At 40.8% G+C, this 20,961-nt stretch carries 13 protein-coding genes; 8 read left to right on the forward strand and 5 right to left on the reverse strand.

Annotated features, from left to right (window positions below):
- Window positions 1-21: 21 nt before the first annotated feature.
- The 4 genes from H6G73_RS04490 to H6G73_RS04505 all read right to left on the reverse strand — a co-directional run bounded on the left by H6G73_RS04490 (window position 22) and on the right by H6G73_RS04505 (window position 3,889).
- Window positions 22-663: an FMN-binding negative transcriptional regulator gene (locus H6G73_RS04490; protein WP_190601750.1), complete on the reverse strand. Its 642-nt coding sequence runs from the start codon at window positions 661-663 to the stop codon at window positions 22-24.
- Between the two features lie 141 nt (window positions 664-804).
- On the reverse strand, window positions 805-1,404 hold the full coding sequence (locus H6G73_RS04495) for a TetR/AcrR family transcriptional regulator (protein WP_190601751.1): 600 nt from the start codon (window positions 1,402-1,404) through the stop codon (window positions 805-807).
- A gap of 280 nt (window positions 1,405-1,684) precedes the next feature.
- The gene (locus H6G73_RS04500) at window positions 1,685-2,839 is read right to left on the reverse strand and encodes an iron-containing alcohol dehydrogenase (RefSeq protein ID WP_190601752.1); all 1,155 of its coding nucleotides are present in this window, start codon (window positions 2,837-2,839) and stop codon (window positions 1,685-1,687) included.
- A gap of 144 nt (window positions 2,840-2,983) precedes the next feature.
- Window positions 2,984-3,889, reverse strand: a complete 906-nt coding sequence (locus tag H6G73_RS04505; RefSeq protein ID WP_190601753.1) for a CoB--CoM heterodisulfide reductase iron-sulfur subunit B family protein — start codon at window positions 3,887-3,889, stop codon at window positions 2,984-2,986.
- Between the two features lie 291 nt (window positions 3,890-4,180).
- On the opposite strand from H6G73_RS04505, the gene acpP reads away from it, so the two are divergent.
- From acpP to H6G73_RS04530, 5 genes are all read left to right on the forward strand, one after another.
- A complete protein-coding gene (gene acpP, locus H6G73_RS04510; protein ID WP_190601754.1) occupies window positions 4,181-4,432 on the forward strand; it encodes an acyl carrier protein in 252 nt (83 codons plus the stop codon).
- Between the two features lie 261 nt (window positions 4,433-4,693).
- Window positions 4,694-5,944, forward strand: coding sequence for a beta-ketoacyl-ACP synthase II (fabF, locus tag H6G73_RS04515; RefSeq protein WP_190601755.1), 1,251 nt, complete (start codon window positions 4,694-4,696; stop codon window positions 5,942-5,944).
- 436 nt (window positions 5,945-6,380) lie between these two features.
- Window positions 6,381-8,393 carry a transketolase gene (gene tkt, locus H6G73_RS04520; protein WP_190601756.1) on the forward strand — a complete coding sequence of 671 codons (2,013 nt, stop codon included), beginning with the start codon at window positions 6,381-6,383 and terminating at the stop codon, window positions 8,391-8,393.
- Window positions 8,394-9,330: 937 nt separating this feature from the next.
- Window positions 9,331-10,836 (forward strand): diguanylate cyclase, encoded by a 1,506-nt coding sequence (locus tag H6G73_RS04525; RefSeq protein WP_199317604.1) that lies wholly within the window; start codon window positions 9,331-9,333, stop codon window positions 10,834-10,836.
- 16 nt (window positions 10,837-10,852) lie between these two features.
- Window positions 10,853-15,604: a response regulator gene (locus H6G73_RS04530; protein WP_190601757.1), complete on the forward strand. Its 4,752-nt coding sequence runs from the start codon at window positions 10,853-10,855 to the stop codon at window positions 15,602-15,604.
- Window positions 15,605-16,139: 535 nt separating this feature from the next.
- Here the strand turns inward: H6G73_RS04530 and cimA are convergent.
- Window positions 16,140-17,792 carry a citramalate synthase gene (gene cimA / locus H6G73_RS04535; RefSeq protein ID WP_190601758.1) on the reverse strand — a complete coding sequence of 551 codons (1,653 nt, stop codon included), beginning with the start codon at window positions 17,790-17,792 and terminating at the stop codon, window positions 16,140-16,142.
- 75 nt (window positions 17,793-17,867) lie between these two features.
- Here cimA and H6G73_RS04540 point away from each other — a divergent pair, with 75 nt between their 5' ends.
- The 3 genes from H6G73_RS04540 to thiO all read left to right on the forward strand — a co-directional run bounded on the left by H6G73_RS04540 (window position 17,868) and on the right by thiO (window position 20,737).
- Window positions 17,868-18,230: a 2Fe-2S iron-sulfur cluster-binding protein gene (locus H6G73_RS04540; protein ID WP_190601759.1), complete on the forward strand. Its 363-nt coding sequence runs from the start codon at window positions 17,868-17,870 to the stop codon at window positions 18,228-18,230.
- Window positions 18,223-18,639, forward strand: a complete 417-nt coding sequence (locus tag H6G73_RS04545; RefSeq protein WP_190601760.1) for a hypothetical protein — start codon at window positions 18,223-18,225, stop codon at window positions 18,637-18,639. Before H6G73_RS04540 ends, H6G73_RS04545 begins: the two co-directional genes overlap by 8 nt.
- Window positions 18,640-18,757: 118 nt before the next feature.
- Window positions 18,758-20,737 carry a glycine oxidase ThiO gene (gene thiO, locus H6G73_RS04550; RefSeq protein WP_190601761.1) on the forward strand — a complete coding sequence of 660 codons (1,980 nt, stop codon included), beginning with the start codon at window positions 18,758-18,760 and terminating at the stop codon, window positions 20,735-20,737.
- The last annotated feature ends 224 nt before the right edge of the window (window positions 20,738-20,961 follow it).

A 20,961-nucleotide genomic window follows, 5' to 3' on the forward strand; every position in this document is an offset into this window, starting at 1 on the left:
GTGCGATCGCCTGGATGTTGATTATTTTGACGACTCTCCATCAGTTTCCAGGTTCTGTTTCATTGCTTTACCTATAGCCTGAACATTGGTTTCTGTACTTTGTAGCAAAGTATGTGCAACATTTGATTGGTCATAATGACTGCGGTTTTGGCTAAGTTTGTATTTTCCTTCCAAACTTGTGACAGTCATCTCAAAAGCAATAATTCCATTCATCATTCCCTCACGGAAGTTATCGGATAAATCATGCCATTGAGATTTATAGTCAGAGTCATAAGTTTCGATCATCTCGTCAATCATCTTATCCATCAATTCAGGCGAATCTCCAAGAGTGATAACTTGAGACAACCCGTAAGCGTGTACAGCAATATAGTTCCAAGTCGGTACGCTCTCTTTCTTCTCATATAAAGATGGTGAGATATAAGCGTGGGGTCCAGTAAAAACAGCAAGTGTCTCACCCAGACCAAAACTTTTCCATTGAGAATTGGCTTTGGCAAGATGGCCTGACAGCTTAACAACTCCGTTCTCTACTGTTACCACAAGCGGAATATGTGAAGCTACGGGAATATTATTGACAATAGATACCACAGTAGCAAAACTATTAGCACGCATGAAAGCGACCAGTTTCTCCATGTCATCTTCTCGGAAAGCGGTGGGAATATACATGATGCTTTAACCTAGCTAAGATTTATTTGCACATCATCAAAATATATTGTTACTGAGTTACTCAGCGAGTAACTCAATTATGTTTCTACTTTTTAAAGAAAATAATTGAATTTTTAAAATGTAAAGTTACATAGATAGCAATCATCTATTTACAGTTAAATGACTGATGACATAATTATTGAGATGATTGACAGCCCTTTGCATATAAATTACATCATCATATAATTTACTCATCATAATTGATCCTTCTAAAGTCACAATTAAAATTGTTGCTACCTCTTCTGCATCAACCTCTGATTTTATTTCTCCTCTTTCCTTACCTTTATTAATTATTTGGCAAATTAACCCACGCCAATAATCCATTGCCTGTTGAGCGCGTTCTCGTAATAAAGGATGAGCATCATCGCTTTCCACTGCTGTATTTAGTAACGGACATCCACCTTTAACTGGTGGATTTTCAACAAAACTACTAACTATTTCAATAATGCCTAAAAGACGATCAACAGAATTTTTGTGATTTTTTAAGACTTTAGCAAAATGCTGGCGAAAACAGTTAATTGCAAAATCAAAAGCCTGTAATGCTAACTCATCTTTATTTTTAAAGTGATTATAAATCCCTCCCTTTTGCAGTCCTGTCACCCGCATAATATCGGAAATAGACGAACCAGCATAACCGTATTGATTAAACAATTCGGCTGCCTGTTGGATGATTTTAGTTTTTGTTTCTTCACCTTTAGACATTGTTTTAAGACCTATCGGTCTGAATCAAGAATAAACTAAAAATTACTGACAAGTCAAGACTTATAGCAAATCAAAAAATATTTGCAACAGATAACCCCACCCGCGCTGTCGCGCACCCTCCCCGCTTGCGGGGAGGGTTGGGGAGGGGTGTAATCAATGTGTTGCATTCTTTTTTCAAATCGGTATTAATTTACAGAATATGCAATTACATGAATGTGAGGGAGTTCTGGAAACATAAAGAATGTACCAGAAACTTCCCTTACTCATCAGTCTGCCTAACTTAAGCGCACAAACTTAAAATTTGCTCAACAACCTGGGGATTCACATCTTGTTTTTCACCTAAAGCGACCATACCACGTTGTTCAAATCGTGCTTGAATCACAGGAATACTTTCCAAACCAACACCATATGCTCCTAAACGAGTAGGTACACCAACTGATTCAAAGAAATCACGAGTTTTAGCGATCGCTTGCTCGACTCTTTCCTCCTCTGTACCTGTGACAATACCCCAAACTCTTTCACCATATTGTAAAAGTTTTTCCCACTTACCTTTGCGTCGTACCGTTAAAGTGCTAGGTAAAACAATTGCCAAAGTTTGGGCATGATCTAAACCATGCAACGCTGTCAACTCATGACCAATCATGTGGGTGACCCAATCTTGAGGCACTCCCGCACCAATTAGACCATTCAGGGCCATGGTGGCACTCCACATAAAATTAGCCCGCGCATCATAATCGGTAGGATTAGCTAAGGTTTTTGGCCCCTCCTCAATCAGAGTTTTCAAAATAGACTCAGCCATTCGGTCTTGTAATGGTGCATTCACAGGAAAAGTTAAATACTGTTCCATTACATGGGTATAAGCATCAACAATCCCATTACTGATTTGTCGAGTAGGTAGAGAAAAAGTTGTTTCTGGGTCAAGGACAGAAAAACGAGGATATACTGCGGAACTCCCAAAGTAAAGTTTTTCTTGAGTTGCGGCTTTAGTTACCACCGCATTCACATTCATTTCTGAACCTGTCGCTGGTAATGTCAACACCACTCCCAAAGGTACAGCTTTAGTCACCGTCGCTTGTTTGGCTAAAATATCCCAAGGATCTCCCTCAAAAGGTACAGCCGCAGCAATAAATTTAGTGCCATCAGCAACAGAACCCCCACCCACAGCTAACAGAAAATCAATACCTTCTTTCCGTACCAACTCCACTGCTTTCATTAAGGTTTCAAAATGGGGGTTCGGTTCAATACCCCCAAATTCCAATACATCACGACCAGCTAACGCAGATTTGACCTGATCATAAACACCGTTCGCTTTGATGCTGCCACCACCATAGGTAATCAAGATTTTCGCATCAGCGGGGATTTCAGCACCAATGTTAGCTATTTGACCTTTGCCAAACAGAATTTTGACAGGGTTATGAAAGACAAAGTTTTCCATGATTAGTCAGAGGAGGTTAATTAAGATTGCACCGTTAGCATCAGCATTTAGGTATCAGCCAATACCTATGCTAATAGCCAAATACTCGTCCTTGAGTATTGTAATCACAATCTTCCATAACGGCATTTTTACACCATCAAACCTCTACCCAAGTCCCAACTTTTTCAATATTGGCTGGGTAGACACTATATGACGTTCTAAACCCAAGACTTGGGGTTTAATTCCTAATGCCAAACCAATCAACTGTGGTAAATGCAACACAGGCAAACCTAATCTTTTCTCAATTACTTTTTCTACCTCTGGTTGCCGAGAATCTAAATTTAAGTGACACAGTGGACAAGGAGTAACTAAACAATCTGCACCAGCAGCTAAGGCTGATTGAATGTGCATACCTGCCATTGTGAAAGATTCCTTTGTTGCATAGCTAGAAAGGGGCCAGCCACAACATTGAGTTCGACCGTGATAATAAACAGGTGTAGCACCGACAGCACGGAAAACATTTTCCATTGCTTCCGGTTGGAATGGGTCATCATATTGAGTTTTTTGACCACGCAGGAGATAACAGCCGTAAAAAGCAGCACAGTTGAGACTTGTTAACGAACGAGTCACCCGTTGGCGAATTTTATCTAAACCGTAATCACGCACTAAGACATGAAGCAGGTGAATAACTTCTGTTGTTCCTCGATAAGGTGAGCAAGCTTCTTTTTGGAGAAAACTATTCACTTCCTGCACATACTCAGGTTTTGTGGATTGGCATTCCTGCAAGCGTTCATTGACATGACCAAGGACACCTTGACAAGTGCTACAATGGGTCAGAAGTGGCAAATTTAATTCTTCTGCCAGGGCGATATTTCTGGCATTCACAGTATCTTCTAATAGCTGAGAATCTTCTTTAAAAGTACCTGAACCACAACAAGCTGCTTTTTTTAATTCAATTAATTCAATACCTAGTGCTTGGGTAAGAGCTTGAGTTGATAGGTAAAGCTCTCGACAAGCTCCTTGAGCAACACAGCCTGGATAGTAAGCGTATTTAATGGTTTGAGATAGCATATAACTAGATTGGGGTGGGAGCAATGACCCTAGACAATTACAGTTTTATCATCCCTGATGAATAGACCAGCCAGTGTTAGAGATGTTGATTGAGAAAGCTTTGAGTGAAGGTTGAGGGGGAGGGAAATAACAACTCGTTGGGGTTATTCCTAATTGATCAGAACCTGGGAAAAGAGGTCTATACTTTTTGGAACTATACGGACGATCGCGCTTTCCGATAAGATGTATATGCTCAAAACTACTTCGCCAATCAAGAGCACATCATACCAACTGGTTAAGGACTTTTTATCTATGAGCCAAACAGAAATTTTTGACAAGGTCAAGGCAATTGTAGCTGATCAATTAAGTGTTGAGGCAGACACCATCACACCCCAATCTCATTTTGCCAACGATTTACAAGCTGATTCCTTGGATACTGTAGAACTAGTAATGGCGCTAGAAGAAGAATTTGATATCGAAATTCCCGATGAAGCCGCCGAAAAAATTACTACTGTTCAAGAAGCAGTGGACTATATCAACAACAAAGTTGCTACCTCTGCTTAAACAAGGTCTGGGTCATGAGTCATGAGTGCTGAGGAATACAGCCACACTATGTCTGTACATTCAGTGAAGATTTTGGTTATCGGTAAGCGGTTTTTAATCACCTTGGAGTGATGCTAGCGTAGTTCCTCTGATGAAGACACGTCAGTTGCTGACCAAATCACTAATCATCAATCCCCAATAAACTGACTCAAGACTCAGGACTCCCAACTCAGCACTCTTAAATTCTCCGCCTGCTGCTTTTTTGCCACATTGTAAATCATCATGACAGACTATAAACGTAGCCGCGTTGTTGTAACAGGTGTTGGCGCGATTACACCTATTGGTAACACCTCCGCCGAATATTGGCAAGGATTAATTAGTGGAAGCAATGGCATTGACTACATCAAGGCCTTTGATGCCTCTAAACATGATTGCCGCATTGCTGGTGAAGTCAAGAACTTTGACCCTCATCTTTACTTGGATCGGAAAGATGCCAAGCGGATGGATCGATTTTCCCAATTTGGGGTGTCGGCGGCAAAACAAGCACTAACAGATGCTGGTTTAGTTATCAATGAACTCAATGCTGAACAGGTGGGTGTGATCATTGGTTCAGGCATTGGGGGAATCAAGGTATTAGAAGACCAACAAACCATTTACCTGAATCGTGGGCCAGATCGCTGTAGTCCATTCATGATTCCAATGATGATTGCCAACATGGCAGCAGGATTAACAGCAATACATACCGGTGCTAAAGGACCCAATTCCTGTTCCGTTACAGCTTGTGCTGCTGGTTCCAATGCTATTGGTGATGCGTTTCGGATGATTGAGGGTGGTTATGCCAAGGCGATGATTTGCGGTGGTTGTGAAGCTGCTGTGACACCATTGTCCGTAGCAGGATTTGCCGCAGCTAGGGCCCTTTCCACTCGCAATGATGACCCAGCCCATGCTTGTCGTCCCTTTGATCGCGATCGCGATGGTTTTGTCATGGGGGAAGGTGCCGGAATTTTAATTCTTGAAGAACTGGAACATGCCCTTAGCCGCGGCGCTCGCATTTATGCAGAAATGGTAGGTTATGGCATGACCTGTGATGCTTACCATATGACCTCCCCTGTACCAGGAGGACTTGGTGCGGCTAGAGCGATCGAATTAGCATTAAAAAATGGTAATTTGACACCAGAAATGGTAAGTTACATCAACGCTCATGGAACTAGCACACCAGCTAATGATGTAACTGAAACCGCAGCAATTAAAAAAGCTTTGGGTGATCATGCTTATAAAGTAGCAATTAGTTCTACTAAATCCATGACTGGGCATCTATTAGGGGGTTCAGGGGGAATTGAAGCCGTAGCGACAGTATTAGCGATCGCTAATGACCATATTCCACCCACAATTAATTTGGAAAATCCTGAACCAGAGTGCGATCTAGATTATGTTCCTCATACTAGTCGTGCTCAAACAGTAGATGTCGCCTTATCTAATTCTTTTGGGTTTGGTGGTCATAATGTCACCTTAGCCTTTAAGAAATACGCCTAAATTTTGAGCTTTGCTGTTTGTCGGCTCTCCCCACAAAAGCATGGGAAAAAGATTGTTGATTACTGCTACTTAAGTCACCCTAATTGCTTATACTGTGGTCATCAACAAACAATTTCCCTGTCAATTTCGTTGTATAACTATCTTGATTGTCAGCAAGTTTTCCATGACAACTTGCTAGCTACATTCAATGAGCACAAGTGGCTGGCTGATCTCATCTGCCTGTAGACATGATCACGCCTAAAGTCATAACTTAACAGGAAATTAACTTCATGATCACCTCATAGATTCCGCTCAGTATTAGTTTAATTGAGCATACTCCCCTTGTCTCCTAACAATTGGGATGGAATGGTGATCATCATGAACATGGGGAAATTATTCACTCTCCCCAACAGAAAGCTACAAAGTGTGCTAACCCGTCGTTAAAAACAATCTTATTATGGCTGTTGCAACCCAATCCCTCGAAGAACTTTGTATTAACTCAATTCGCTTCTTGGCTATTGATGCTGTAGAAAAGGCAAAATCGGGACACCCAGGACTACCAATGGGTGCTGCTCCCATGGCGTTTGTACTGTGGGACCGCTTCATGCGGATTAACCCCAAAAATCCTCAATGGTTCAATCGCGATCGCTTTGTCCTCTCTGCTGGTCATGGCTCGATGTTGCAGTATGCCCTGCTCTATCTCGCTGGCTATGATAGCGTCACCATTGAAGATATTCAGCAATTCCGTCAATGGGAATCCAAAACCCCTGGACACCCAGAAAACTTTGTGACCCCAGGTGTAGAAGTTACCACTGGCCCACTCGGACAAGGGATTGCCAATGGAGTCGGTTTAGCCATAGCGGAAGCACACCTGGCGGCTAAATATAACAAACCAAATGCCACAATTGTTGACCATTACACCTACGTAATTTTGGGTGATGGCTGTAACATGGAAGGCGTTTCCGGTGAAGCAGCTTCTTTTGCTGGCCACTTGGGATTGGGTAAACTTATCGCCCTCTATGACGACAACCACATCTCTATCGACGGTTCCACCGATGTAGCATTTACAGAGGATGTTTCCAAGCGGTTTGAAGCTTATGGCTGGCATGTCCTGCATGTAGAAAATGGTAACACCGACCTAGAAGCGATCGCTAAAGCCATCGAAGCAGCTAAAGCCGTTACCGATAAACCCTCTTTCATCAAAGTTACCACCACCATTGGTTACGGTTCTCCCAACAAAGCCAACACCGCTGGTGTTCACGGTGCAGCTTTGGGAGCAGACGAAGTAGCATTAACTCGCCAAAATTTAGGCTGGACATACGAACCTTTCGTCATTCCTCAAGAAGTCCTTAATCACACCCGCAAAGCCGTAGAACGTGGTGCTACCTACGAAGCAGACTGGAACAAAGCCTTTGCTGATTACAAAGCTAAATATCCCCAAGAAGCTGCCGAATTTGAACGTTATGTAAGCGGTAAACTCCCCGAAGGTTGGGATAAAGTATTACCCACCTACACCCCCGAAGACAAAGCCCTACCCACCCGTAAGCATTCAGAAACCTGCCTCAACAAACTTTCCGCAGTGTTACCTGAACTCATTGGTGGTTCCGCTGACTTAACCCACTCCAACTTAACAGAACTCAAAGGTAAAGGCGACTTCCAAAAAGGACAATACCAAAATCCCAACATCCACTATGGTGTCCGGGAACATGGTATGGGTGCAATTGTCAATGGTATCGCCCTACATGGTTCAGGATTAATTCCCTACGGTGCCACCTTCCTCATCTTCTCAGATTACATGCGTGCACCTATTCGCCTCTCTGCTTTGTCCCAAGCAGGAGCAATTTGGGTGATGACCCACGACTCCATTGGACAAGGTGAAGACGGCCCCACCCACCAACCAATTGAAACTCTAGCTTCCCTGCGTGCTATTCCTAACTTAACTGTAATTCGCCCCGCAGACGGAACAGAAACCTCCGGTGCTTACAAAGTGGCAATTGAAAGAGCGAAAAACAACGCCCCCACCTTGTTAGCTTTTACTCGTCAAAATGTTCCTAACTTGGCAGGTACATCAATTGAAGGTGTTGGCAAGGGTGGATATGTTTTAGTAGATAGCCGAGGTACACCTGATATTATCCTCATCGCTACTGGTTCCGAAGTTAGCCTTGCTGTCACCGCAGCCGAAAAACTCACAGCAGAAGGTAAAAAGGTTCGAGTTGTTTCCTTACCTGCATGGGATTTATTTGAAGAACAGGATGCAGCTTATAAAGAATCTGTTTTACCCAAAGCTGTTACTAAGCGTCTCTCTATCGAAGCTGGCAGCAGTTTTGGTTGGCACAAGTATGTAGGTACTGAAGGCGATACAATTAGCATTGATCGCTTTGGTGCTTCTGCTCCTGGTAATGTTTGTCTAGAGAAGTTCGGCTTTAGTGTTGAGAATGTGTTAGCTAAAGCTAAAGCATTGTTGGGTTAATTTTCCCTATATTCTCTTCATATTGAGAAGGTGGGCTTGCACAGTCCACCTTTTTCATGACAAGAATTTATAGCCTTAGGCAAGGCAGTTAGGAAATTAACTAAAACTAAGTTTTTGTCCAGTCTGAAACCAACCTAATATTTACTTGTGGGTGGTGCTAGTAAGTAAGCAGTTTTATCCTCATTGATGTGAATAGGGAATGAATTTTATACACACCATTGTGTAAATAAATTTACCCGACTCAAATCATCAGTAAATAATTATGCAAAAATTAATATAAATAATAAAAACGCTATGAAGTAGATTAATTGCTAGACAATTGCTAAGTCACAAAGAAGTTTTCTCTTCCACTATGGAAAATGGGTAAAAATTTTCTAAAGCAGTTTGATGAAAATTACTTCTGGTTTTGTTCATCAAAGTCAAATTTTTCACCAAGTGTGATACTTTATTTCTGAATTTCCAAATTTTACATAGTGATGAATATTGGTGACATACTAGGATTCACCCATGGGCATGATGGTGATGGAGTAAAATATCACATTTTTTCTCCTCTAGGTTGCCAACAAAAACTACTAACTATAGCTATCATCATTAATGTAATACTGGGAGACAGAGAAATTCCTGTTAACTAGTATAGATGTTGTTTTTATACCCCGATTTAATGAATATAAATGTGGATGAAACTGCTAAAGTGTTAGTAACAATTCAAGTAGCAGTTTTCACTCAAAATAGAGAATAAGTTAAAAAATCAGCCTACCATATAGTCTAGCAGCAATATTATTGGTGCGATCGCCCGACTATCTCTGCACAGAAAGAAGATACTATAGCTGTTAAAGCTGTAGTCATTTCTGTATAAATACATTAGATCAGTCAGAAAGAGAATATGAGAGAGTAAAAATAGCGCTGACACTGAAATGCGACTGAGGAGGTATAAACAGTGACTCCCTCTAATAAAATACATAATCCCTTAGTCTTGATTGTAGATGATGATCAGGTAATCCAGGCACAGCTACGTCATGCTATGGAAAAAGAGGGATACAGAGTCATTGTTGCTCACAATGGACTAGAAGCACTGGATTTTTACAACCTTTATAAACCAGACATAGTTCTTCTAGATGCGATTATGCCCGTTTTAGATGGTTTTAGTTGTTGCGCTCAATTACAAGCATTGAATAGCAATAACTGCTCAGACATTTTTAGTGAACAAGTACCAGTTTTAATGATCACAGGATTAGATGACCCCCATTCTGTTGATCAAGCATTTGCTGTTGGTGCTGCTGACTATATCACAAAACCGATTCATTGGGCTGTATTGAAGCAGAGAGTACGTCGATTACTAAAAATGCACTGGGTGATGAAAGAATTACAGTGTAAAATCCAACAAGAGCAACTAATTGCCAATATTACCCAAAAAATTCGCCAATCTTTAAATTTAGAAGTTATCTTAAATACCACTGTTACAGAAGTGAAACAATTACTAGGAAGTGATCGAGTAATTGTTTATCAGTTTCAAGCAGAAGGCCATGGTATTGTCCTAGTTGAATCTGTGGCCACACCATGGCAGTCTTTACTAGGTAAAACTATTGCCCAAAGTTATTTTGTCCAAAAATCCAGTCATGGCTGGAAAAAAGGCAGTATTGATGTATTAGAAGATATCTATACCTCTGAACTATCACCCTTACAAATTGAATTGATGATAGAACTGCAAGCACAAGCTCGTTTAGTTGTGCCAATTTTAGAGGGAAATAATGTGTGGGGGTTATTAGTAGCTGATCAATGTTCTGCTCCACGTCAATGGCAACAGTTAGAAATAGATTTACTGAAACAAATTGCTGATCAATTAGAAATTGCACTGCAACAGGCACAGTTATATAAACAATTAGAAGTAGCAAATCAAGAGCTAAAACGACTAGCAACTATTGATGCTTTAACCCAAATTCCCAACCGCAGATATTTTGATGAAATATTAGAGCAGGAATGGAAAAGATTACTGAGAGAACAAGCACCTTTATCTTTAGTTCTCTGTGATATTGATTATTTTAAAAAATATAATGATACCTATGGTCACCAAGCCGGTGATAAATGTTTGCAATTCGTAGCAAGTGTTTTGAGTGAGTCTTTAAAAAGACCTGCTGATGTTGTCGCCAGATATGGTGGAGAAGAATTCTCCTTAATTCTGCCTAATACTGATACAACCGGAGCAGTACACATTGCTCAATCAATTCGGTTAGCTATGAAAGTTCATGGACAAACTCATATCAGTTCAGAAATTAGTCAATATCTGACTCTCAGTTTTGGTGTAGCCACTATTACTCCTAGTAATAATATTTCCCCGCAAGTGCTAATAGCTAAGGCTGATCAAGCCCTTTATCAAGCTAAACAAGCAGGACGCGATCGCATTTTCATTTACTCCGACATTGGTCAGTTAAGCGGATGTGAATAGAGAGAGGTTGATTATAGTGACGAGTCAAGACAAACATGATTGGTACTCAATTTTAACTTGTGTCCATCAACGCAAGTTTTCAATTATCATCGGCACTATAGTCTTAATCATAGTCATTACACTCTGGCATCGCCTATTAATAGTAGAAGAACAACATATTAAACAACTAATTGAGCAACAAGCAATTACTATCCAAACAGAATTAAATCAGCAATTAAATAGTCTATTTTTAGCATTAGATCGCATGGGCAAACGTTGGGAACAACATGGTGGAACTCCCCGAAGGGAATGGGAACAAGATGCGGAAATTTATATGCAACACTTTCCTGGGTATCATGCAATACAATGGATTGACCCATCTTTAAAATCCCATTGGATAGTGTCATCAATAAAAAATAAATCTGTTAATCATTCGGAAATAAATCGTAATTTTCAAAGATGTGTCGGCTTAGAAGAAAAACGTAAAAATCAGCCTATATATATTTCTAGTCCATTCAATTTGAGCCGAAACAAGAAGGGTTTTATTAGCTGTAAGCCTTTATTTGTCAATAATAAATTCAATGGATTTCTCGTAGGTGTTTTTTATTATCAAAAATTACTAGAATCTAGCTTAGAATTACCATCCGGTTATCAAATGCAAATTTTAGATTATGCAGATGATCTAAACAAACCAGAATTAATTTATAGTAAATATGGGCAGAAAATAGAAGAATTAGAATGGCAGCATACATTAAATATAGAATTATATAATCGTCACTGGCGGTTGAATATATCTCCTAGCAATCAACTTTTGTCTTCTTTTCGTTCTCATTTACTCACAGTCCTATTATCAGTTGGTATTTTAGTTACATTAACAGTAACTTTACTAGTATATTTTGTACAAATTAGCAAAGAAAGTTATCATCGGATTACTACAATTAATAGTGAATTAGCCCAAAGAGTCCTGGAATTGCAAGAAGTAGAACAATCTCTACGTACCAGTAAAAATCGATTAAGAGAATTAATTGAAACTGTAAGAGTTATTCCTTGGGAAATAGATTTAACAACTTGGTGTTTTACTTACGTTGGTCCCCAAGCTGAAGCAATGCTCAAATATCCGCTCTCAGAATGGTATCAAGAAAACTTTTGGTTCAATCATCTTTATCCAGATGATCGAGAAAGATGTATTGAATTGTGTCTAGAAGCATCCACTGGCGGAACTAATCACGAAATGGAATATCGTTTATTAACTGCTGATGGAAAATTAGTATGGGTGAGAGATATTGTTCACGTAGTTATGAGTGATGGTAACCCCACAAAATTGCGGGGCTTTATGTTTGATATTACTAACCTTAAAGAAACCGAGGAAACATTACGATTAAGAGAAAGGGCATTAGCAAATAGTTACAACGGCATTGTTATTGCTGATGCTCGGCTACCTGATACACCAGTAATTTATGTTAACAATGCCTTTGAAAAAATGACAGGTTACTCAGCCCAAGATGTCATTGGCTGCAACTGTAGATTTTTACAAGGAAAGGATAATCAACAACCTGGATTAAATAAACTACGGGTAGCAATTCAAAGGGGTGTAGAATGTAGCGTTGTGCTTCGCAATTATCGCCAAAATGGCCAATTATTTTGGAATGAATTAAGTATTTCCCCAATTTATAATGATCATGGTCAACTCACCCATTTTATTGGTATTCAAAACGATATTACCGCCAGTAAAATAGCAGAAAAAGCACTCCGTAAGAGTGAAGAACGCTGGCAATTAGCAATAGAAGCTAATCAAGATGCCATCTGGGATTGGAATCTGATCACAAATAAAATTTTTCGCTCGGCAAAATGGGCTGAATTATTAGAAATACCAGAAAACCAACTGGCCATTACAGAAGAAGATGATTGGCTCAACCGTATTCATCCTGATGATTATGAGCGGGTGACGACCATGATGGAAGATTATCTTCAGCACCGAATTCCCCACTACATGATTGAATATCGGTTGCGTTGCTCTGGTGGCAATTATAAGTGGGTGATGGTCCAGGCCAAAGCCCAATGGAATAAACAGGGACAACCTATACGCTTGGTTGGTTCTACCAAAGATATTACCGAACAAGTGGAACAAAGACAGGCATTACAAAAACAATTACAACGGATACTACTGCTCAAAAAAATCACCCAAAAAATTCGTCAGACCTTAGATAGTCAAGAAATTTTTGAGACTGCGGCCACAGAAATTGGTCAAGCCTTTGGTGTCGATCGCTGTTTAATCCATACCTATGTGAGTGACCCTAGTCCTCGCATTCCTTTAGTGGCCCAGTATGTAGCTTCTGATTACTGTTCTGTATCCACCCTAGAGATTCCTATTACCGGAAATCCCCACGCAGAAACCTTAATTAGACAAGACCAAGCGATCGCTTCCCCTAATGTTTACCAAGAGCCTTTACTCCAAGCAGCTATTCCCTTGTGCCAAGACTTGAATATGAAATCTATGCTTTCTGTTCGTACTTCCTATCAAGGACAACCCAACGGAGTAATTTGTTTACATCAGTGCAGTTATTTCCGACAGTGGACTCCAGAAGATATTGAACTAGTAGAAGCGGTAGCTGATCAATTAGGTATAGCCCTAGCACAAGCTGCTTTACTCGAACAAGAAACAAAGCAACGAGAAGAACTGAGCATCAAAAATGCCGCCTTAGAGAGGGCTAGAGTGGCAGCAGAATCAGCCAATCGTGCTAAAAGTGATTTTTTAGCCATGATGAGTCATGAAATTAGAACCCCAATGAATGCTGTCATTGGTATGACTGGTTTACTACTGGATACAGCCCTCACGGAACAACAACAAGATTTTGTCGAAACTATTCGCTCTAGTGGTGATGCTCTCCTCACCATTATTAATGACATTTTAGATTTCTCCAAAATTGAATCGGGTAAATTAGAACTTGAAGAACAACCCTTTGATGTGAGAAATTGCATCGAACGAGTTATTGACCTTTTAGCACCAAAAGCCCATGAAAAACAATTAGAACTAGCTTACCTAATTCATCCCCAAGTACCACTGCAAATTATTGGTGATGTCACTCGTCTGCGACAAATATTAATGAACCTTTTAGGTAATGCGATTAAATTTACTAAATATGGGGAAATTATACTATCTGTTCATGGTAAAGAAATAGATTATAGCAATTCAGAGCAACGTTACGAACTACTATTTATTATTCAAGATACAGGTATAGGTATTACTCCCAAAAAAATGGGACGGTTATTTCAATCATTTTCTCAAGCCGATGCTTCCACAACTAGAAAGTATGGTGGTACAGGATTAGGTTTAGTCATTAGTAAACGGCTGAGTGAAATGATGGGGGGAACCATGTGGGTAGAAAGCCATGGCTATGTCGGTGGTACTCCCAGTTCTCTCTGGTCAAGGGAAGAAGTGGTAGTATTGACTCAAAATAACCAAGGTTCAAATTTTTACTTTACCATTGCTGCTCCAGTCGTTGCGAATACAAAACGAGAAAAATTTACTAACGATATCGTCAACTTGACAGGAAAAAAAGTATTAATCGTTGATGATAATTCTCCATATTGGAAGGTGATTAGATTACAACTAGAGTCTTGGAAAATGGCAGTTGATGTCAGCCAATCACCTGAGACAGCCTTGGCTAAATTATCTCAAGAAAAACAATTCGATTTGGCAATTTTTGACATGACCAGACCAGAGACGGAGGGATTATCTCTCGCTCATCAAATCCACCAAATACCAGGCTATCAAACGCTGCCGTTAGTGGTTATTTCCTCCTGGTCTACTCTAATAAAGAACTATAAATATCCCGATTTAGAAATTGCGGCTTGTTTAAGTAAGCCTGTAAAACAATCTCTACTTTATGATGCGTTGGTAAATATTTTTAATCAAGAAAAAATTAAACAAAAGACCTTAGAATTAAAAACTGAATATATCAAAACTGATTTAAACTTAGCCAAAAAATTACCCTTACGGATTTTGTTAGCTGAAGATACAGTAGTCAATCAGAAAGTGGCACTACTCATGCTCAATAAAATGGGTTACAGAGCAGATATAGCAGCCAATGGATTAGAAGTATTAGACGCATTGCAGCGACAAACCTATGATGTGGTGTTCATGGATGTCCAGATGCCGGAAATGGATGGATTGGAAGCCACCCAAAGAATATGTCAACAATGGTTAGAATCAGAGCGTCCCTATATTATTGCCATGACAGCTAATGCTATGCGGGGCGATCGCGAGGCTTGTTTAGCCATCGGTATGAATGACTACATCAGCAAACCAGTTCAACTGGAAGAGTTATATCAAGCTCTGAGTAACTATCAACATCATCATAGTTCCACCACAACCCCAACTGTAAGTCTTACACCTCAAGGAAATTCCACCACAACTAACATAGAAATTCCTCAGCCCACAGTCATTGATAGCCTAGTCTTACAATCTTTACGAGAAATGCTCGGAGGTGATGAAAAAGCCTTAGGAGAAATTATCAACTATTATCTTTTAGATGCTCCCCAATTAATTCAAAATCTCACTAGCTTTGTTCAAGAGAAAGATTACCAAAATATCTGGCAGACTGCACACAAATTTAAATCTAGTAGTGCTTCCCTAGGAGCTAAAAATTTAGCCAAGATTTGTTTACAACTCGAACATCAAGGTCATAGTAGTCATTTAGAAAATAGTGACCAACTTCTGGAACAATTACAACAAGAATATCAACAAGTAGAGATAGCCTTACGTAATTGTATGCAAGAAGAAAACTAAATCTTGCTATTTTGAAGTGATGAAATCAACTATTCCGCTCTTTCCCCTTCACCCTCATACCCACTCAGGCTATTTACCTCTCAGGTTCATGACCGCTAACACTGGTACACTGCATCCCCATTTTGAATATTCACCTTAAGATATTAGCTACAGCAAATTACACCAATCTAGATATACAAATTTTATTTCCATTTCTCATCAATATACTCAAAAAAAATCCCTCCAGTATCTGACTAGAGGGAAATTCCAGAGATTCGTAGTTATAACCAGGGCGTTGCAATTGTATCGAAAACCCAAAAAAGTAAAACCCCCCTCTCACCCTTTAGGACTATCTACCATTGAGACTTTCAACCTTGTGGACTGGTACACTGCATCCCCATGGCTGAGTAAGCAGTTAAGATACTGTTGTGAGTTCTATTGAATTTAATCAAAACTATAGGCTTAGACAAGAAAGATAAGGAAGACAAGGGAAGGGAGACAAGGAAAAATATCTTCCTCCCCCTCTCCTCTCTACTCTGTCATCTTCTCTAGCTGCTTAACTGAGTATGGGCTTGCCTTGGGAATATAGCAATAAACCATATTCCAAGCCTTCTACCACAGCTTGATAGGATGCTTCTAAAATATTGGTGGAAACGGCTATAGTCATCCACCGTTGTTGACCATTTCCAGATTCGACTAAGACACGGGTTTTTGCGGCTGTACCTGTATGTCCGTTGAGAATTCTCACCTTATAATCGGTCAATTCAAATGTAGCTAATTGAGGATAAAAGTTGACTAAGGCTTTGCGTAAAGCTGCATCCAAAGCTGCCACTGGGCCATTTCCTTCCGCAGCTTCCAGAATATTTTTACCATTAACAGCTACTTTGATTGTCGCTAGGGAGTTGGTAGTTTCTTTTCCCTCTACTAAGTCACAGTGGACATGAAAACCTTGTACTTCAAAAAACTGCTGACGTAGACCCAAGGCTTCATATACCAAGAGAATGAAACTAGCTTCCGCGGCTTCAAATTGATATCCCGCACTTTCTAATTCCTTGAGGCGTTTGAGTATAAATTTAGCTTGGGGTTGTTCTTTATCTAATTCAATGCCAAAAGACCGAGCTTTTGATAACACATTACTCAGTCCAGCTTGTTCAGAAATGACAATGCGGCGACGGTTACCCACTTGTTCTGGCTGAATATGCTCATAGGTTAAGGGGTTACGTTCTACTGCGGATACATGAATTCCACCTTTATGGGCAAAAGCCGAACGACCAACAAAGGGCGCATGTTCATCTGGGGCAAGATTTACAACCTCACTAATAAAATGACTGGCTTCTGTAAGTTGATTTAGCTGGTGTTCACCAATACAGCTATAACCTAGTTTCAGTTGTAAATTAGGGATGAGAGAACACAGGTTAGCATTACCGCAGCGTTCCCCGTAACCGTTGATAGTACCTTGCACCATTCTTGCCCCTGCCATGACTGCTGCTATGGCGTTGGCCACAGCCATTTCTGAATCATTATGAGTATGAATGCCAATTTGAGGAATTTGATTTTGTCCTTGGTCATGGATGAGGGAATTTTTCTCCCTTACTGCTGACAAATGACAACTAACATCTTTGACAATCTGACTTACTTCATGAGGTAAAGTACCGCCATTGGTATCACATAAAACTAACCATTCTGCGCCAGATAGCCAAGCAGTTTCTAATGTCTGCAAGGCATAATTTCGATTGTTTTTATAGCCATCAAACCAATGTTCAGCATCGTAGATGACTCGCTTACCTTGAGTATGTAAATACTCAATTGTGTCGCGAATCATAGCTAAATTTTCTTCTAAACTAGTTTTAAGTCCGGCGGTAACATGTAAATCCCAAGATTTACCAAAAATTGTCACCCAACGAGTACCAGCAGCCACAATAGATTGGAGCATGGGTTCTGTAGCGGCATGAGCATGGGGACGGCGTGTGGAGCAAAAGGCAACAATTTCGGCTTGCTGGAGGGGTTGGTCTTGCAAGTGATGGAAAAATTGCCCATCTTTAGGATTAGCTCCTGGCCAACCACCTTCAATGAAGGGAATCCCTAATTGATCAAGTTTGTGGGCAATGCGTAACTTATCTTCGATGGAAACAGATAATCCTTCCCGTTGAGTACCATCTCGAAGTGTAGTGTCATAGAGCCAAATCTGAGGAGAGGGATTTGTGGTCATAGAAGTGAGGGCTGGGAGACAATGGTCGGGGTGATGTGCCAATATACAACAAAAAGCCAGTTTGCTAATCTAAATATGCCTCAGGTACTAACGCCAGGGAAAACAATTGAGTACAAATGCCAATCCAATTTATTTAAGGTGCTGTTAGAAAATTGTTTTGACCTCTACAATGGCTGTTTTCAGGTGATTAGCTATGGAAGAAGTGGCAGTTGTGGTACTTGTGCGGTTAAGGTAGAAGGCAAAGTATCCGTGGCGAATTGGCGCGAGCAAATGCGGCATTCGCTTCCTCCCCAAACTCTGACAATAGATTTGCTTCATTGCGGTCAAGTTGAGGTTGGGGAGGATGTGAAAATCAAAAAGTTTGAGGGATTTTTGGGTCAAGGTTCTCAAATAATGTGGACACCAGAAGGTTCAAAAGGAGACAAACAAGATGGGTAGATGGACACCCCTGGTACTCATGGCTGGAGGCGTGGCGATTTTACTGGGTACTTTAATTGGTATTAATTTTCCTATGGGTGGGCAACAAACCGCCAATGTTCCCCAAGGTCGTAAAGCATCCAGCGTTTTGCCAGCTAATATTAATGTTAATAGCACTGCTACGAGAAATGATCCTGAATCTGCTAACAGAAGCGACCAGGAAAGCGCGAGTTTCAATGAGTCGGAGACGGCTACACGTAGTGAATCTCTAGATGAAAACCGGAGCAATGTGGCTCAAAATAATGCTTCGACGGAATCAAATTCTAATGTTGAGAGTACACAAGAAACTAATAGCACTGGAACTTCAGTCACCGATAGCGGCTCTGGCAGCATTAATGAGGATAAGGAACCAATTCGTGCTTTGTGGTAGTTTTTGCTGGATGCTGCCCTAAATTACTCAGTCAAAAACTGGGGCGGGTTTAACCCCCCCTTCCTTGTCCCTTTATAAGTTATTAGTTATTTACTGGAAATTAATAACTAAATGACTAATGACTAGGGATGTTGTAATTATTGGTGGTGGCGTTATCGGGTTAGCGATCGCCTGGGAATTGAAATTGCGCGGTGCTGATGTCACCGTGCTTTGCCGTGATTTCGCCACTGGGGCTAGCCATGCGGCGGCGGGAATGTTAGCTCCAGATGCGGAAAATATCTCCAATGGGGCGATGCTGTCTTTGTGTTGGCGATCGCGGGCTTTATATGGGGAATGGACAAGAAAGGTTGAAGAAATAACTGGTTTAAATACAGGTTATTGGCCTTGCGGTATATTATCACCCATTTTTTCCCAGCAAGAACAAAGTTACACTTATTTATCTCCTTCTTCCCGTGAATCTCCTGCTTTTTGGTTAGATGCAGAGGTCATCAAGCAGTATCAACCCGGTTTGAGTGAAGATGTAGTTGGTGGATGGTGGTATCCAGAAGATGGTCAAGTGGATAACCAGGCTTTAACTCAAGCTTTACGCACTGGTGCCATGACCTTGGGTGTGGAATTTAAGGATGGGGTGAAAGTAGAAGCGATCGCTCAACACCAAGGAAAAGTGGCTGGTTTGCAAACTAATTTGGGCTTGATTCAAGCTGACCACTATGTTTTAGCCACTGGTGCTTGGGCTAATGAATTATTACCCATACCAGTCCAGCCGCGCAAAGGACAAATGTTGCGGGTGCGCGTACCAGAATCAATAGCAGAATTACCATTAACACGGGTTTTATTCGGTCAGAATATTTACATTGTGCCTCGACGCGATCGCTCCATTATTATTGGTGCTACTAGTGAAAATGTCGGCTTTACTCCCCACAACACCCCTGCGGGCATTCAAAACTTACTCCAAGGGGCAACTCGTCTTTATCCTGCCCTACAAAACTACAATATTGAAGAATTTTGGTGGGGATTTCGTCCTGCTACTCCCGATGAATTGCCAATTTTGGGTGCTAGCCACTGCCCAAATTTAACTTTAGCCACAGGTCATTATCGCAATGGCATTCTACTAGCACCCATCACAGGGAAATTAATTGCGGACTTAATTTCTGAGGAAAAGACAGACCCTTTATTAGCTGACTTTCATTATTCCCGCTTCCAAGTACAATCATCTACCACCACACAAATGCTGACTCATCCTGCTAATTTCACCAACGGACATCATAATCACTTATCTTTATCCACCTCCGAAGAGACGATTCCAGATTCTCAACTGATCATTGCTGGTAAAGCCTTCAAATCGCGGTTGATGACAGGAACGGGGAAATATCGCAGCATTGAGGAAATGCAGCGCAGTGTCGCTAGTAGTGGTTGCCAAATTGTCACCGTAGCTGTGCGTCGAGTTCAAACCAAAGCTCCAGGACACGAAGGTTTAGCAGAAGCATTGGATTGGCAAAAAATTTGGATGTTACCTAATACTGCTGGTTGTCAAACCGCCGAGGAAGCCATTCGGGTGGCACGATTGGGCAGAGAAATGGCGAAACTGTTAGGGCAAGAAGATAATAATTTTGTCAAATTAGAAGTTATACCTGATCCTAAATATTTACTGCCAGACCCCATCGGCACATTGCAAGCTGCTGAACAACTGGTCAAAGAAGGCTTTGCCGTTTTACCCTACATTAATGCTGACCCCATGTTAGCCAAACGCTTAGAGGAAGTAGGCACTGCCACAGTTATGCCTTTAGCTGCACCGATTGGTTCTGGACAGGGGCTAAAAACCTTGGCCAATATTCAGATTATTATTGAGAATGCCAAAGTCCCTGTAGTCGTAGATGCGGGCATTGGTGCCCCTTCTGAGGCTGCCCAGGCGATGGAATTAGGGGCAGATGCTCTATTAATTAATAGTGCGATCGCTCTAGCTCAAAATCCCCCTGCTATGGCCCAGGCGATGAAATTGGCGGCTATTGCTGGTCGTTTAGCATATTTGGCGGGGAGAATGCCGATGAAAGAATATGCTAGTCCTAGCTCACCTTTAACAGGGACTATTAGTGCTTAGTGAAAAACCCAAATGCTGTTAAGCCTGATGTGTCTGAAAAATTCACAATTTTGGGAAAATAAAGTTGAAAACTCCACAAATTTTCCACAATTAAATTCTAAGCTTAAGTTAATCTCAGACTTCACTCAGGTAAATCTTAGATTTTCACTCAGGTAAATATCCAGCTCCAGTTATCAAAATCCCCCTAGAAAATCAGTTTTCTCTACAGAAACTGAAACTAGAGG

The organism is Richelia sinica FACHB-800 (assembly GCF_014698825.1).
Classification (GTDB): Bacteria; Cyanobacteriota; Cyanobacteriia; order Cyanobacteriales; family Nostocaceae; genus FACHB-800.

Coding starts and splice junctions, on each gene's coding strand:
- H6G73_RS04490 (WP_190601750.1), bottom strand. CDS start 663: ATGTATATTCCCACCGCTTTCCGAGAAGATGACATGGAGAAACTGGTC.
- H6G73_RS04495 (WP_190601751.1), bottom strand. CDS start 1,404: ATGTCTAAAGGTGAAGAAACAAAAACTAAAATCATCCAACAGGCAGCC.
- H6G73_RS04500 (WP_190601752.1), bottom strand. CDS start 2,839: ATGGAAAACTTTGTCTTTCATAACCCTGTCAAAATTCTGTTTGGCAAA.
- H6G73_RS04505 (WP_190601753.1), bottom strand. CDS start 3,889: ATGCTATCTCAAACCATTAAATACGCTTACTATCCAGGCTGTGTTGCT.
- acpP (WP_190601754.1), top strand. CDS start 4,181: ATGAGCCAAACAGAAATTTTTGACAAGGTCAAGGCAATTGTAGCTGAT.
- fabF (WP_190601755.1), top strand. CDS start 4,694: ATGACAGACTATAAACGTAGCCGCGTTGTTGTAACAGGTGTTGGCGCG.
- tkt (WP_190601756.1), top strand. CDS start 6,381: ATGGCTGTTGCAACCCAATCCCTCGAAGAACTTTGTATTAACTCAATT.
- cimA (WP_190601758.1), bottom strand. CDS start 17,792: ATGACCACAAATCCCTCTCCTCAGATTTGGCTCTATGACACTACACTT.
- H6G73_RS04540 (WP_190601759.1), top strand. CDS start 17,868: ATGCCTCAGGTACTAACGCCAGGGAAAACAATTGAGTACAAATGCCAA.
- H6G73_RS04545 (WP_190601760.1), top strand. CDS start 18,223: ATGGGTAGATGGACACCCCTGGTACTCATGGCTGGAGGCGTGGCGATT.
- thiO (WP_190601761.1), top strand. CDS start 18,758: ATGACTAGGGATGTTGTAATTATTGGTGGTGGCGTTATCGGGTTAGCG.